The sequence below is a fragment of the Candidatus Riesia pediculischaeffi genome, from assembly GCF_002073895.1.
In the GTDB taxonomy this organism is placed as follows: Bacteria; Pseudomonadota; Gammaproteobacteria; order Enterobacterales; family Enterobacteriaceae; genus Riesia; species Riesia pediculischaeffi.
On the sequence record NZ_CP012839.1, the window covers coordinates 356098 to 372596 of the forward strand.

Annotated in this window: 14 protein-coding genes; 7 read left to right on the top strand and 7 right to left on the bottom strand. The window is 29.5% G+C overall.

Going from position 1 to position 16499, the window contains the following annotated elements:
- Positions 1–223 precede the first annotated feature (223 nt).
- Both eno and AOQ87_RS01745 read right to left on the bottom strand, forming a co-directional pair.
- Positions 224–1510, bottom strand: coding sequence for a phosphopyruvate hydratase (eno, locus tag AOQ87_RS01740; protein WP_080626589.1), 1287 nt, complete (start codon positions 1508–1510; stop codon positions 224–226).
- Between the two features lie 12 nt (positions 1511–1522).
- The gene (locus AOQ87_RS01745; protein WP_080626698.1) at positions 1523–3193 is read right to left on the bottom strand and encodes a CTP synthase; all 1671 of its coding nucleotides are present in this window, start codon (positions 3191–3193) and stop codon (positions 1523–1525) included.
- Positions 3194–4051: 858 nt separating this feature from the next.
- On the opposite strand from AOQ87_RS01745, the gene AOQ87_RS01750 reads away from it, so the two are divergent.
- The gene (locus AOQ87_RS01750) at positions 4052–4768 is read left to right on the top strand and encodes a 5'-methylthioadenosine/adenosylhomocysteine nucleosidase (protein ID WP_080626590.1); all 717 of its coding nucleotides are present in this window, start codon (positions 4052–4054) and stop codon (positions 4766–4768) included.
- Positions 4769–4786: 18 nt separating this feature from the next.
- Here the strand turns inward: AOQ87_RS01750 and erpA are convergent, their stop codons facing one another.
- Positions 4787–5134, bottom strand: a complete 348-nt coding sequence (gene erpA, locus AOQ87_RS01755; protein ID WP_039719701.1) for an iron-sulfur cluster insertion protein ErpA — start codon at positions 5132–5134, stop codon at positions 4787–4789.
- A 978-nt stretch (positions 5135–6112) separates the two neighbouring features.
- On the opposite strand from erpA, the gene dksA reads away from it, so the two are divergent.
- Together dksA and folK are read left to right on the top strand one after the other, a co-directional pair.
- The gene (gene dksA / locus AOQ87_RS01760) at positions 6113–6478 is read left to right on the top strand and encodes an RNA polymerase-binding protein DksA (RefSeq protein WP_039719702.1); all 366 of its coding nucleotides are present in this window, start codon (positions 6113–6115) and stop codon (positions 6476–6478) included.
- Positions 6479–6658: 180 nt separating this feature from the next.
- Positions 6659–7162, top strand: a complete 504-nt coding sequence (gene folK, locus AOQ87_RS01765; protein WP_039719703.1) for a 2-amino-4-hydroxy-6-hydroxymethyldihydropteridine diphosphokinase — start codon at positions 6659–6661, stop codon at positions 7160–7162.
- Between the two features lie 12 nt (positions 7163–7174).
- Here folK and AOQ87_RS01770 read toward each other — a convergent pair whose 3' ends face one another.
- The 3 genes from AOQ87_RS01770 to hpt form a co-directional block, all read right to left on the bottom strand.
- The gene (locus tag AOQ87_RS01770) at positions 7175–7948 is read right to left on the bottom strand and encodes an ABC transporter permease (RefSeq protein WP_039719704.1); all 774 of its coding nucleotides are present in this window, start codon (positions 7946–7948) and stop codon (positions 7175–7177) included.
- Positions 7945–8883 (bottom strand): ABC transporter ATP-binding protein, encoded by a 939-nt coding sequence (locus AOQ87_RS01775; protein WP_039719705.1) that lies wholly within the window; start codon positions 8881–8883, stop codon positions 7945–7947. Before AOQ87_RS01775 ends, AOQ87_RS01770 begins: the two co-directional genes overlap by 4 nt.
- Positions 8884–9084: 201 nt before the next feature.
- Complete coding sequence (hpt, locus tag AOQ87_RS01780; protein ID WP_185751032.1) at positions 9085–9627, bottom strand: hypoxanthine phosphoribosyltransferase; 543 nt, start codon at positions 9625–9627, stop codon at positions 9085–9087.
- A 485-nt stretch (positions 9628–10112) separates the two neighbouring features.
- On the opposite strand from hpt, the gene AOQ87_RS01785 reads away from it, so the two are divergent.
- The 4 genes from AOQ87_RS01785 to AOQ87_RS01800 all read left to right on the top strand — a co-directional run bounded on the left by AOQ87_RS01785 (position 10113) and on the right by AOQ87_RS01800 (position 15790).
- Positions 10113–11438, top strand: coding sequence for an MATE family efflux transporter (locus AOQ87_RS01785; RefSeq protein WP_039719706.1), 1326 nt, complete (start codon positions 10113–10115; stop codon positions 11436–11438).
- Between the two features lie 375 nt (positions 11439–11813).
- Positions 11814–13016 (top strand): nicotinate phosphoribosyltransferase, encoded by a 1203-nt coding sequence (gene pncB, locus AOQ87_RS01790; protein ID WP_039719707.1) that lies wholly within the window; start codon positions 11814–11816, stop codon positions 13014–13016.
- 98 nt (positions 13017–13114) lie between these two features.
- Entirely contained in the window at positions 13115–14506 is a 1392-nt protein-coding gene (gene asnS, locus AOQ87_RS01795) for an asparagine--tRNA ligase (protein ID WP_080626591.1), read from the top strand.
- A 228-nt stretch (positions 14507–14734) separates the two neighbouring features.
- Complete coding sequence (locus AOQ87_RS01800) at positions 14735–15790, top strand: porin (RefSeq protein WP_185751033.1); 1056 nt, start codon at positions 14735–14737, stop codon at positions 15788–15790.
- A gap of 398 nt (positions 15791–16188) precedes the next feature.
- Here AOQ87_RS01800 and AOQ87_RS01805 read toward each other — a convergent pair whose 3' ends face one another.
- On the bottom strand, positions 16189–16374 hold the full coding sequence (locus tag AOQ87_RS01805) for a Trm112 family protein (protein ID WP_080626593.1): 186 nt from the start codon (positions 16372–16374) through the stop codon (positions 16189–16191).
- Positions 16375–16499: the final 125 nt, after the last annotated feature.

Consider the following 16499-nt stretch of genomic DNA (forward strand, 5'->3'; position numbering starts at 1 on the left):
AAATATACATAAGATCTTTCAAAATGAAAATTTTTTGGAAAACACACTAAAACAATTAACTTGTATATTCTTTGAAATCTTTCTTGAGAATACGATCACATTCTACGTTTATCGTATCAATCTACAAAATCTTGCTAATGTAAGGAACTTCTTCATCTATAAGACATTTTTAACCAAAATATCTCGATTAAAAAGATCAATTTGAGAAACGATCAACTAAACTTCACCAAATTTTCTCTGGACCAAATCGGAATTTTCCATTTAATTCTTCTTCAATACGAAGAATTCTATTATATTTTGAAACGCGTTCAGAACGACTTACTGATCCCGACTTAATCTGTCCGGAAACAGTTCCTACTGCAAGATCAGCAATCGTAGTATCTTCTGTTTCGCCAGATCTATGCGAAATGATTGTCGAATATCCGAACTTCTGAGCAGTTCTAATGACATCCATAGTTTCGCTCACTGTTCCTATTTGATTCAATTTGATCAAAATAGAATTTGCGATCTTTTTGCTAACGTAATGTCGGAATATTTTTTCGTTAGTTACGAATAGATCATCTCCCACTAGTTGAACATTGTCTCCTAATACTTCAGTTTGATAGATAAATCCATCTTCATCTGATTCATGTAAACCGTCCTCAATTGATTTGATCTGATACTTTGAAGACATATTCCGCAACCTCTCTGTCCATTCTATGGAAGTAAAAGATTCCTGATCTCCTTTCAAGTTATATTTCTTGTTTTTAATATCATAGAATTCTGAAGCGGCACAATCTATTGCAAGCACAACATCTTTTCCCAATGAATATCCGGATAACTCGATGGATTCTGTTAATATAGATAAAGCTGATTCATTTGAAGGTAAGTTTGGAGAATATCCTCCCTCATCTCCTACATTGCTATTTAATCCATATTTTTTTAGAACTTTTTTAAGAGTGTGGAATATTTCTACGCTAACTTGGATAGATTCCCTGAAACTCTTTGCTCCAATAGGTTGAATCATAAATTCCTGAATATCGATGTTATTATCAGCATGTTTCCCACCGTTTAAAATATTCACCATAGGTAACGGTATCGAAAATTTTTCAGAATTTCCGAACAGTTCTGATATATATCGATATAATGGAGTCTTTTTTTCTGAAGCTGCTGCTTTCATAGATGCCAAAGAGACGGCTAAAATAGAATTAGCTCCCAATCTTGATTTATTCTCAGTCCCATCCAATTGGATCATAGTATGATCTATTTGATGTTGATCCAAAACACTTAATCCCTTTAAAGAATCAAATATATCATGGTTTATATTATGTACAGCTCGTAGAACTCCCATTCCAAAAAACCTTTTTTCATCTAAATCTCTTAATTCTAAAGCTTCCTTACTTCCTACAGAAGAACCAGAAGGAACGGAAGCTATCCCATAAGAATTCTTTGTATGCACTTCTGCTTCTACTGTTGGATTTCCTCTTGAATCTATAATCTCTCTTCCAAATATTCTAATAATTTTAGTCATATTTTATATATTCTACGTTATTTTTGAACGTCGTATGTTACCATCTTTCTTAAAATTCTTTGCCGCCTGTATAAAACTGGAAAAGAGAGGATGACCATCTCTTGGGTTCGAAGTGAACTCTGGGTGGAATTGACAAGCTATAAACCATGGATGATGAGGATCCTCGATAACTTCTACAGAAGTTTTATCTTCGGATAAACCAGAAATATACAATCCAGCTTTCTCTATTCTTTCAAGGAAGAAATTATTTACTTCATAACGGTGCCTGTGTCTTTCAAAAATGATGCTCTTTTTATATATCGAGTGTACCTTACTATTTTTAATTAATCGACATCTTTGACCTCCTATTCTCATGTATTTCAATCTTCTATAATAGCTTCTTGCACCTTGGATATCATCGGAATGGTCTTTTACACTACTTCTTCTTTCTGAAATCGATATAATGACGGGATATCGACAACTTGAAGAGAACTCTTCAGAGTTAGCTCCATGCATTTTCGCAACGTTCCTAGCATATTCTATGAAAGCTACTTGCATTCCAAGACAAATTCCTAAATAAGGAACTTTATTTTCTCTAGCGTAGCGTACCGTTAAGATCTTTCCTTCTATACCTCTTTCACCAAACCCCCCGGGTATTAAGATAGCATCTAATTTTTTCAATATGTTCAAATCTTTCGAGTACTCAATTTTTTCAGAATTGATCATTTTGATAATCACTTCTACACGGTTCTTAAATCCTCCGTGTTTAAGAGCTTCTATTACGGACTTGTAAGAATCTGGAAGATTAACATATTTTCCAACCATGCCTACCGTAACATAACCAATTCTTTTAGATTGATTTTGTAAAAGTTTTTTCCATTCTGATAAATCAGCTGAAGGGTAATCCATCACAAATCTTTTGCAGATATAATCATCTAGTTTTTGAAGATGTAATAGAATTGGTATTCTATAAATGGAATCTACATCTTTTAAAGAAATAATTGCTTTTTTTGGGATATTACAGATGAGAGTAATTTTTAATTTTTCCCTCATGGGGATCGTTTTTTTGGACCTACAAACTAGTACATCTGGTTGAATACCGATCGAAAGAAGTGATTTTATCGAATGTTGTGTAGGTTTAGTTTTTATTTCTCCCGTGGAATCAAGGTACGGAACTAACGTGAGATGTAAGAACATTGTATGTTGACGACCAATGTCGATTGATAACTGTCGTATCGCTTCTAAAAATGGTAGAGATTCAATATCTCCAACCGTTCCACCTATTTCTACTAGAACTAAATCATATCCTATCCCACCTTTTAAGATCTTCCTTTTTATTTCGTCCGTAATATGTGGAATTACTTGAACTGTTTGACCTAAATATTCTCCTGATCTTTCTTTTTTAATAACTTCAGAATATATTAAACCTGTGGTAAAGTTGTTGTTTTTTGTCATTTTAGTCCTTATAAATCTTTCATAATGTCCTAAATCTAGATCGGTTTCCGCACCATCTTCTGTTACGAATACTTCTCCGTGTTGCATTGGACTCATCGTTCCTGAATTAACATTGATGTACGGATCTAGTTTTATTATAGTAATTTTAATTCTTCTTGATTCAAGAACAGCAGCTAAAGAAGCTGTAAATATTCCTTTCCCTAAAGAAGAAACTACTCCACCTGTGACAAAGATGTATCTTGTTTTCATGATCATTTCATTAAAACATAGAAAAACACTAAACTGACAAAAATTTACTATTTTTGTTCTTTATAGTGATCAACCACAAAAACCTGAAGATTTTTGTAAGTTGTTCTTACAGAACTAATCTATTGTATGATAAAAATTTCAAAAAGAAATAGTTGTTAGATGTAATTAAGTATTATAGTCTCTCCGAACAAACATGATACGTAAAATTTATTAACGTAATAAGATGAAAGCTAATAAAGTATGAAAATTAAAAATCTTTATCCTTCTATGAAATTTATTATGAAAGATAAGATTTTTTTAAGATTTTATAAAAAGGTGTGAAAATTATATTCCTTAATTATGAATGAATTTTTTTAGATTGTCAATGCAATAGAAATCAAAAATGACTATTTATCAAATGGGATCAACGCATCGAAAGATTTTTGATTTTTGCAAGATTGCTATGATCTCTCAAAATAATCTGAAAAATAGATCTATACATCATATTCAGCATGTTACAATAATCTTAACATACAAAATGTTTGCAAGAATATGAATTATCTGTTAGAAATGTAGAACACATTGAACATAAATTGTGTCACAAAGAAAACTATCTTTATCGTCAGCGTTCACAGTAATGGTTCAAGATATTTAATGAAAATTAAGAATCATCTTTTTTTAGTCAATTATTCGTTTTACTAATATTAAACGTTAATCGTGATTTGGATTAAATGATCCAATATATTTCATTTAAAACTAAATAAGATTTTTTAATTTATGTTGGTTCAAAAATTCTCTATTGTCTAACAATAACTTATAGACTTTGGAATATTGAAAGTTTTTAAGAAAAACATTTCAATCAAACTAATCGTCACGTAAATGAATACACCGAGAATAGCCGTAGTATGCGCAATGCAAGAAGAAATATCTTGTTTAAAAAGATATGTCCAAAAAAAATTACTGTTTCTATCGGATAGAATACAATTTTTTTATGGAAAAATAAAAAAATCTTCTTTTCTTTTACTAAAGTCTGGAATCGGAAAGGTTTCTTCCTCAGTAGGAACAACTATCTTGATCAATAAATTTTCTCCAGATGCGATTATAAACTTTGGAATGATAGGAGGTCTTAAAAATCGATCGAAAATAGGAGATATAATCATATCTTCAAAAAATTGTTACTACGATTTCGATCTGAGTTGTTTTGGATACAAATATGGACAAGTTCCCGGATTCCCAAGATTTTTTTATTCAGAAGAAAAGTTGATACAAAAAGCAGAAATATCTGCAAGAAATTTGAAATTAAGCTACCTAGTTGGAACGACTTGTAGTGGAGATCGATTCATTTATGGTAGAAAAAACTTAAAATCTTTTTGTGATCTTTTCCCTAACGTAATCGGAATAGATATGGAAGGAACGGCAATATCTCAAGTATGTCATTTATTTAAGGTGCCATTTATTATAGTTCGATCTGTTTCAGATATAGTTGAAGCATCGAATACAAGAGAAGAAGTACATAGGAAGAAGAAAAATTTAATGGATACTGTGGACCAATTAAATACCATGATAATCAACTTATTAGAAGTTATTCTAAGTTAGTTTTTATTAAAGATTTTTCTACATACCGAAAGAAGATCCACACTGACAAGTCGTGCTAACATTTGGATTATTGATCATAAATTGAGATTTTTCTAACGTATCTATAAAATCAATCGTACTACCAACTAAATATTGAAAACTAATCGGATCAATCGCAATCTTGATCCCTTTCTTCTTTATGAGAATATCATCTATATTTTTGTTTTTATCGATAAAAAACTTATACTTCAATCCTTTGCAACCTCCACCTACAACATTAATCCTAAAACGTAGCCTGGACTTATTCGGATATTTGATGTAACTTCTAATCTCTTTAACGGCTTTTTTCGTAATCCGTAAAGAATAATTTAAAGATTTTTTATGCATAAAAGATTAAATATTCCGCTAAATAATTTATAAATACCTATGGTTTGATGTAACTTCGCTATATGAACAACATATTTCATAAAATATAAAGTTTTGCACTTAGTTCATAATAAGTTTTAGATAAGTAAATTCTATATTTTTTACTTGATAAGTTTACGATTCAATCCTCAATTTCTTAAAAAATTACTTCTTATAAACCACCTAGAACGTTATCTGAACGTATCGATGGGTTCTCCATATTTTATGGATCTAATATTCGATCCAATAAAATTAAATACTTAATGGTAATATTTTTGTAAATCTTTCAAGAAGACGATTGCTGACTTCTCTCAATTAATTGCTTATTCTATAAGTTCTTTAATTGTGAGATCAAATAATTAAAAACGATAAGATTATAGCATATATTGGATTTTAATCATAATAAAATAACGGATCGATATAATTTTTTAAATAACGTACAAAAGATTCTAAAGAACCCTCATAAACTCACAATGAATCACAATAAGTATCAACAGTAATCTCTATGAAGAACATATATCCCTATCTTTATCGAAGATAAAATTATATAATTCGGTCAACAATATGTCATAAAACACCTCTAACATTGATAGACTTTAACATTCAAGATTTGATATGATCAAACTTGATACATTAAGAATGCTAACCTAATTTTTTAAAAAATTCTATATTATTTGTACTTTTATTAAAGTGAGAACAAAAATTATAGAATCTTCTATTTTTCTATTATGGATTTTACGAGAATTTATCTATTTAGAATTTTTCGAATTAGCTTAATAATTTTAAAATCTTAAACGGATTTTATCGAAATAGTGTGGTTTACCTTAACTTCCTAAAATCGATCAGTACTGAAGAAGAATTAGATTAAACGTTTCAAAGGTAAAGAAAGGCGAGTTTAGTATTATTCAGAGAGTTTGTTCATTTTCTTAAAGACTATTAAAGTGTTAGAAGAGATTATATATGGACGAGAAAAAACTAAATCATTTTCAAAAAATTTTAGAAGATTGGAAAAAAAAATTGAACAGAAAAAGGGATTTAAAATCTATTTCAATACAGAGCATATCTGAAAACTTCCCGGATCCAATCGATAGAGCGGTGCAAGAAGAAGAATTCAATTTTGAGTTAAGAAACAGAGATCGAGAAAGAAGATTGATAGAAAAAATAGATCATACTTTATATAAGATTCAGCTTAAAAAATTCGGTTATTGTATTAGTTGTAAAGTCGAAATAGACTTAAGAAGACTAGAAGCTAATCCAATAGCGGATCTCTGTATAGAATGTAAAACTGTAGATGAAATTAAGAAGAAACAAATTAAAAACAGCTGAAAAATACGATTTAAATGGTCTTTACTATTATATCGAAACAATCGTTCTAAAATATTTTTTTAATAGAACCGGTTACTCGAAATATTGATATACAAATTGCGAACTTTTTCTTGAAAAAATGACAGATTCTAATAAACTCAAGTAAAAATTATTCAATTTATATTCGAAAAATTAATTCTTATGAAAAAGTTCCATGAAACCTATATTTCTATAGGAAGTAATTTGAACAATCCAGTATTACAAGCAAATCGATCGATATTTTCTTTGAGAAAATTGCCGAACACTAAAATAACTTCGATTTCCTCCTATTATAGGACTTTACCCATTGGAAATTTGAAACAACCATACTATTTAAATGCCATTGTCGTATTAAAAACGCAATTAACTCCAGAAAATCTACTAAGATATATTCAAAGAATTGAATCTAATCAAGGTAGGATCCGAAAACAAGAAAGATGGTGTTCAAGAGCAATAGATCTCGATATTTTACTATATGGAAACTTGATAGTTCGTAAAAAAAACTTGATCATACCACATGCAGAATTAAAGAATAGATATTTCTTATTACGTATGATATACGAAGAGAACCCTGATCTAAAATTTCCAGATGGAGAATCCGTATTAGAGATAATAAAAAAATGCAAGAAATCATCCATTTCTTTTTGGAAGGATGAAATATGTTAAATTCGATGAATTTTAATTCTTTAAGTATTTTCCTTTTTTTAGAATATACCATGTAGCATAATATAAAATCAAAATAAATATCAACAGTATCGTCAATGTCATGTTCAACGTCAAATCTCCTCCTATTCCAAGGAAACCATATCTTAAACCACTGATCATATACACGACTGGATTCATCTTAGAAATAGTTTTCCAAAAGTTATTTGGAAGAAGAGACAACGAATAAAATACTCCTCCTAAGTAAGTTAACGGAGTTAAAATAAACGTTGGAACGATACTGATATCATCAAATGTTTTAGCAAAAATAGCATTAACCATTCCAGCAAGTGAGAATAGAGCAGAGGTCATAAATATCGTAACAAGAGTGACAATCCAAGAATATATTTCTAGCGGAAAGAATACAACAGAAGATAGAATAATTAGAAATGCGACCAACATACCCCTAGAAATTCCTCCTCCGATAAATCCAATAATCAATACGTTTGTCGAAACTGGAGAGACCAACAGTTCTTCAATGCTTTTCTGAAATTTAGCTCCAAAAAAAGATGAACATACATTAGAATAAGAATTTGTAATCACAGATGTCATAATTAGTCCTGGAAAAATGAACCTTATATAACTCACTCCATCCATATCTCCAACTATTCTTCCTATTATATTACCAAATATAATGAAATAAAGTGCGGTTGTAATGACTGGAGGAAGAAGGGTCTGAACCCAAATTCTAGAAAATCTAGTAATCTCTTTGATCCATATTGTTTTTATAACAATCCAGTAAAAAGTCATTTTTTCCTCAACAATACAGAGTTATCTTGTTTTTCCATCAGGTTAACGAACAACTTTTCCAACCTATTGACTTTATTTCTCATACTATTCACTCTAATACCTTGGTCAGAAAATTGTTTAAACAGATCGTATAAACCCTGACCTTTAGAGACGCTAACCTCCAACGTAAATCGATCAATCAATCTGAAAGAATAATTTGTCAAAACGGGATGTATACTATTATAGTCAAGATCGAAGATAAAAGTTTCAGATTCTAATTGATCTAATAGTTTACGAACACTAGTATTTTCGATAAGTTTACCTTTCTGAATAATTCCAATATTCTTACAAAGCATCTCAGCCTCTTCTAAATAATGTGTGGTCAATATAATAGTTATTCCTTCAGAATTCAGAGATTTTAGAAAGTTCCAAGTAGATCTTCTTAGCTCAATATCAACTCCAGCTGTCGGTTCATCTAATATCAGCAACTTTGGTTTATGCATTAACGCTCTAGCTATCATTAATCTTCTTTTCATGCCTCCTGACAAATCTTTTGCAAGACTATTCCTTTTATCCCATAAGTACAATCGGGATAAATTTTCTTCTGCCCTCATATAAGCTAAATCTCTAGAAACTCCGTGATATCCAGCTTGATTTATTAGGATTTGTAAAACTATCTCGAAAGGGTTGAAATTGAATTCTTGAGGAACCAATCCAAATTGACGTTTTACATTCATCTCATCCTCATCTAAATCATAATCGAATACTTTAACTTTCCCACTATCTTTGTTAATCAAGGAACTAATAATTCCAATTACAGTAGATTTTCCAGCACCATTTGGACCTAGCAGAGCATAAAAATCTCCAATTTTAACTTTTAAATCTATTCCATCTAATGCGATAATTTTCTTATAATATTCTTTTTTCAATTGATAAATCTCTAAAGCATACTGCATGAAAATCTAACCTTATTTTTGAAGATATATTGAATGAAAACTAAAAATGTAACAAATGTGAAACGTGCTTAAAGTATCGCTTAATCATCTACAGACACCTATAACCGACGAATACAACTGATTTATCAAGAGAATAATTGAATTGATCCACGAAAGATCTTCACCTTTTTGATCGTAAAACTTAAAACTAGCTTTGTTAAGTTAATAAACATATCCTATATAAGGTAAATGACGATATCTTTGAGCATAATCGATCCCATATCCGACAACAAAATGATCTTTAATGGAATAACCAATCCATTCTATAGATATTTCTGCCTCCCTTTTAGACGGTTTATTTAATAAAGTACATATATTAATTGATTTTGGATCTCTAGACTGTAAAACATCTAAGACTTTTTTTAAAGTATTTCCAGAATCTACGACATCTTCTACAATGACTACGTTCTTTCTTCTAACATCTTTATCTAGATCTTTGACAATTTTTACATCTTTATAAGACTGCATACTATTGCGATAACTAGAAACTACCATAAAATCAATTTCATGTGGAATACCAATTTTTCTACATAAATCTGCAATAAATATAAAAGCACCCTTTAAAATACCGATTAGTATCAGATCCTCTTTTTTTGATCGATAGTAGTTCTCTATTTTTTCAGCGATTTCATCTATACGTTTTTTAACATTATTTTCAGAAATCATAACATGTACAGTCTTTTCATGTTTTGGATATTTCATCATAAAAGTCTACTTTGTATAAATTTTTAAATGTAGAATAACACTCTTATATTGTATAGAATATCTTTTTCATAAAAAATTCTTGTTTTAAAAATTTTGCCAATAAAATAAATAGATTTATCCTGTTTTTAGATCACACTCTTGATCATATCATTATTCATCTAAACAATAATGTATTCAATTTATTCTAAACGATTTTCACGTAGAACGGTCATGATCAATTACTTAATTTAATATGAATTTTTATAGAACGATCAAAAAAAAATAAGCTTTAATAACGTTATCTGATCAAAACATTTACGTACTTGTTAAGAAAATAGAATTTCAAATTTTAAAGAGATGGATAGGATAATTAATATGGACAAGATAACTAAACTTTTACAAAATAAATCGAAGAATATTAAATAATTATGAAGATATTTCTTCGATCAAAAAGAATGTTTTCTGTAAACATAATAAATTCAAATGGTTAATTGTAGATATCAGATATGATCAATAAATCTCTTTATTCACTTAGTTGGCCAATTTTTATTGACATGTTTTTACATTTTTCAATGTTATTGATCAATACTTACATGGTCGGATATCTATCTACTTCTTATCTAGCTTCTATGAGCGTAGGAAATCAGATATTTGATTTTTTCATTACCGTATTTAATTTCATAAGTGTCGGATGTAGCGTAGTTATTTCTCAGTATATTGGTGCAGGAAAGAAAAAAAAATCTATTCAGGCAATTCATATAGCAATTTCTTTCAACTTTCTATTAGGCTGTATAAGTTCAGGAGTCATATTATTTTTTGGAAATGTATTGCTAAACTTAATGAATACTCCTATTCATCTATTCAATCAAAGTATTTTATATCTTGAAAAGATTGGGTTATGTCTAATTCTTGAATCGATCTCAATCATCACCTCTGCTTGTCTTCGTATATATGGAAGATCACAATCTGCCATGATTGTTACTTTGATCTCTAATTTAATCATTGTTGTTGGAAATTTAATATTTTTATTTGGATATTTTGGAATCGACAATCAAGGATTGATAGGAATTTCATATTCCACCTTAATTGGAAGAACAATTTCTTTATTTGCTTTACTTTTCTTATTATTTAATAACTCAAAAATCAGGTTTGTTCCTCATCTTTTCTTTAATTGGTCAAAAGAGATCTTGAATAAGATGCTTCAAATTGGATTACCTTCAGCCGGTGAAAATTTAGTATGGACTATACATTATATGATTATATGTTCTTTTATCGGAACGATGGGAGAGAAATCTATGGCAGCTCAAACTTTATACTTCCAATTATCTCTTTTTATCATGTTATTCGGTCTTTCTATAAGTATTGGAAATGAAATTATCGTAGGTCATTTGATCGGCTCTAAAAAATTTGAAAAAGCTTACCTAACCGGATTAAAAAGTTTGAGAACAGGTTTTATAGTGACCATTTTAGTAGTCTTTTTATTTTGGACATTTAAGACAGCAATACTAAAACTAATTATTCAAGATGAAGAAATTATTAAACTTTTGGTTCCTCTATTTCTGTTATCTATTTTTTTAGAACCTGGAAGGACTTTAAATATCGTTATGGTAAATTCCTTAAGGGCGACAGGAGATGTCAATTTTCCTTTTTTTGTCGCAATATTTTCGATGTGTGGAATCGCCATACCGTTATGTTATTTTCTTGGGATAGTTATAAAAATGGGATTATTCGGAATATGGATCGGATTTCTTTTCGATGAATGGATTAGAGGAGTTATAAATTCTTTTCGATGGAAATCAAAAAAATGGAGTACAAAAAGGTTAGATCTATAACAAGCTGTTAAATTTATTAAAACGATCTTAAAAAGATAATTTGTTATTAAAGATGCATTTAATTTTAAGGAACAACACTGAAATGTCGTATCTGTTATGATTTAACAATCAACTTTTTCCTCTTGATATTCGACTACCATTATACAAAAATGACTCTTGTCAGTTCTTAATAGAATAATATTTCTGCTGTTAGAATGTTATAATTCTTTCTAGAAGATTATAAAATTTAAAGATATCATGAGATTTTTATCTAAAAAGTTTTGTATGTTTTTATTCATTGAACTATAAAACATTAAAACATGTATACATGATAAATTTGAATTAATATCATTAAAAACATTGTATGGTTATGATGATAATTTTTAGATAAAATTTATGAAAAAGATTTTTCAATCTCCAATCATTACTTCTATATTAGACACTGATGCGTATAAATTACATATGCAGCAAGCGGTTTTTCATTATTATAAAAAAGTTTTTGTAGTGGCAGAACTACAATATCGTAACCAAGAAATATTAAAAAAGTATATTTATGCCATACGATATCAAATCAATCTGATGAAAAATATTCATTTGACTCAAGAAGAATATTTTTATCTAAATAATTTCTCTTATTTTAAAAAAGATTATTTAAATTGGTTAAGAAATTTTCGTTTTGACCCTAATCAAGTTGCAATATATAGCAGTTCTAACAATAGTCTTCGAATTAGAATTAGTGGATACTGGTGTAAAGTTATCTTGTGGGAAGTTCCGTTACTATCGATGGTTAGCGAACTTGTGCATAAAGATAGGTATCCAAAGAAAAAAAATGAGAAGAAAGCCATCCAACAACTGTATTTAGAAATAGAAGGACTACTTGACGTTGCTAAAAAACAAGGTATAAATTTAAAATACTTTAAAATAGTTGATTTTGGTACTCGTCGTCGTTTCTCAAGATCAATTCATTACAGAGTTGTACGGGAACTAAAGAAAAATTTTCCTTATTTCGTTGGGACCAGCAATTATCACCTTGCTAAAAAGCTTCATGTTCTCCCATTTGGAACGCAATCTCATGAATGGTTTCAAGCTCACCAACAAATATCTCATGAACTGTTATATAGTCAAAAAGAAGCGCTAAAGATATGGTTAAATGAATATCCGAAAGAACTCGGTATTGCAATAACAGATTGTATCACAATGAACTCTTTTCTGAAGGATTTTGATTTATCTTTAGCAAAAAGATATGCTGGATTACGACATGATTCGGGAGATCCGGTAGAGTGGGCTAAAAAAGCAATAGAGCATTATGATCATCTTAAAATCAATACGAATGAAAAAACTTTAGTTTTTTCTGATAATCTTGATCTACAACAAGCTCTACACTTATATAAAATTTTTTATAAAAAGATAAATTTGGTTTTTGGAATTGGTACGAAATTAACTTGCAACATTCCGGGAGTAAATCCTTTAAATATTGTTATCAAGTTAACGGAATGTAATGGAAAACCAGTGGCTAAAATATCTGACAGTCCAAAGAAAACGATTTGTAAAGATCCTAACTTCATTAAACAGTTGGTCCGTGCTTTTAATCTATTTTAGATGACAAATGATAGATAATCTTCTTTTTATCGAACATTTTCAAATATTTTTATTTGTTTTTATAAAAATTTTAAATCCGATTTCCAAGAGAGGAATAAATGACCTTAGTATCAATAGCTGATATATTTGACAGAAAAGTACATTTAGGAGAAGAAATTAAGGTTCAGGGGTGGGTCAAATCTAGAAGGGACTACAAAGGGTTTTCTTTTATAGATATGTATGACGGATCTTGTTTAAATTTTTTACAAATTATCGTTAGAAGAGAACTTGTTCAAAATTATCAAACTGAAATTTTGTCAATTACTACTGGATTTTCATTAGAAGTGACTGGAGTTCTTTCTCCATCGATTGGGAAAGATCAAAAATTTGAATTACTCAGCACTGATGTAAAAATAATAGGAAAGATAAAGAACCCAGAAAGTTATCCGATATCCATCAAAAAACATAGCGTCGAATATCTTAGAGAAGTTGCCCATCTTCGTCCGAGAACTAATATTATAGGTTCTGTTTCAAGGATAAGAAGCGATTTAATATATTTTATTCATTCTTTTCTCCGAAAAGAAGGATATTTTTTAGTATCTACCCCCATTATTACAACTGTTGATACGGAAAAATCGAGTAAGATGTTCTTCGTATCTTCCATAGATTTAGATGAATTGCTAGCAAAAGGATCTGAAGAGATAGATTTCGATAAAGATTTTTTCGGAATAAAAACTTTTCTAACAGTTTCTGGTCAATTAAATTTAGAAGCTTATGCATGTTCTCTCAGAAAGGTTTATTCTTTTGGTCCAACTTTTCGCGCAGAACCTTCAACTACTATGAAACATTTAGCTGAATTTTGGATGTTAGAAGTAGAAGCATCTTTTTTAAATCTTTCTGAACTAATTGAGTTTTCTGAAAAGATGCTCAAATATCTTTTTCGAAAGATTGCAGATTATAGGAAACAAGATTTGCTCTTTCTCTCCAAAAAAACCGGAACCAACATACTGAAGAGGTTAGATCAATTTATTCAATCTGATGTGATTCAAGTAGAGTATTACGATGTAATAAAAATTTTAAACAAAAAACGTTTTAACGTAAAATCTTTGGAGAAAGATATCTCATCAGAACAAGAAAGGTATTTGACTGAGAGATATTTTAAGAATTCGATAGTGATTAAAAATCATCCAAAAAGTATTAAACCTTTCTATATGAAAATAAATAAAGATCAAAAAACAGTTGCTTCAATGGACCTCTTGTTACCAAAACTTGGAGAAATTGTTGGAGGATCGCAAAGAGAAGAAAATTTCTCCATAATACATCAAAATATGATTGAGAAAGGAATTAATGTAAAAAATTATGAATGGTACTTAGATCTTCGTCGTTATGGAACTGTTCCTCATTCTGGATTTGGGTTAGGTTTTGAAAGATTGGTTTCTTACATTACTGGAATGAAAAATGTTCGAGATGTTATTCCATTTCCTAGAACTATGCGTAATGCTAGGTTTTAAAATTAAAAATTTTTACAATTCTCTAAAGTTCAATAAACATAAGATGTATCTTTAATATTCTACGTATTTTACTTTATAACGTTTAATATAATTTCATTCAAATTTTTTAAAATACTATGAAAGAAATGACGGTGCATTCATAAAATTCATAATATTTTGTTTTATAATGTTATCCTTATACAAATAGAGTCAAACAAGATGATAAAAAGAAATATTTTTATTTTATTTATGATGATAAAAATATTAATTAGTACGGTTTACGCATTGGAGATTAAAGGAAAAAATAAAGAAAAAATAGAGTTTTCTGGAAGCTTTAGAATACAAAATGATTTTAACTCCTTCGGAAATGCTATTTTTAATAAACATAACGAGATCATCAATCAGACAAATTTGAATATTATAGGAGAAAAGGAGATATTTCGAGGGATCACTGGTTTTGGAAACTTTGAGATGGAGAACTCATTTAATCATTCTAAATATGAAAGTTATAGCAAAAGCAACTTAACATGCATCGGATTAGATCTTATGAATCTTGGTAAGATAGAATATGGAAAAAGTTATATCATATTGTACGATGTTAAAAAATGGACTAATCCCATTAAAGATCGAATAGCAGAAGAGATAAAGTATCCTTTTCAGGGAATAGAGAATTTACAAAGCAATCTTCTGACATATAAAAAAAATTTCGGTAATAGGGATGAGTTAGGACTATCTTTCCAGTATTGTGGAAAAAGATGGGAGGCAACAGATAACGCATACGATTCAGGATTCGGTTTTTCAGCTAACTACGACGTTTTATACGGACTAAAAGTAGGTTTGTCACATTTGGACATCGGAAAGTTTAGATTTTCTGGAACAGATAACAGGGCAATAATTTTTCAAGATATGAGCTTTTGGAACGCTGGCATGAAATACAAAGATAAGGGTAGTAATTTTTACATTTCCGCGGTTTACGAAGATATGCAAACAACAGATAAGATTCACCAACGTCAAAAGGAAAATAGCAGAAAGGTGAGTGATACGAAAAGTTTTAATTTCATCATGCAGTGTATATCTCAAAAAATAAGTTTGAAACCATTCTTAGGTTTTTCTAAAATATATAGAACACATTTTCTTGATAATTTTCGAAAAAATCTTACAAAAGACTGTATTTACCTCGGAATATCTTATCAATTCGATAAAAATCTAACAGCAAACTTCAATTATCAGATGAATATCACTGATTTTCAAATGAAAGAAAAAGTTCCAAGTAATGCTACGTTCGGAATAGAATACAGATTTTAAAATGACGTCATCCGATATCTGATTTTCATAAAAATCAACTTAAAAATTGGGCTCAGCTTAGAGATCTTTCGTTGAGATACGGTGTCTTTCGATTATAACTTCGATGACCTTCTGTTATATAAGGGATACGGTAGAGAGATTAGACAACCATAATCTCGATCATCCTTATTTTAAATTAGTCACAACCTTATCCAAAAAAAAATTGATATATGACCTTAAAGATTTTTAGAAACGCATGACTTCTTGAAGGGATTAAGCTTTCTCTTCCAAAAGAACCTATATTTGCTGCTATACGGAACAAAAAATTAAGTTGAAGATATTTCAATTTTTTACACGGATCGTTATGAGAGAACTCACTATAACGTTTCTATCGTGATGTGTTCCTTTCCTGAAGAAGATCAATCTTTCTCTTCTGGATGTCTAGAAATCTTTACAACATCATCTCCCGTAAAGATCAATATGTTTTCCCTGATAGGAAACTTCATGTTATCCTTCTTACAGAAAAGTTCAGACCTATTTCTGCTGTAGATCAGTTTTCCAGTACATATTGGGCAAGCAATAATCTTAAATAAAAAGTCGTCCATTCTTTATATAAAAAACATTAAAAGTTTCTTATCAATTAAGGATATCTCATGTTGTAAGACTGTGAAAACTCCTCGATAAGAAGAATCTTTTATTTTAATGGTTTAATTGTTGTAAATAATTTTTC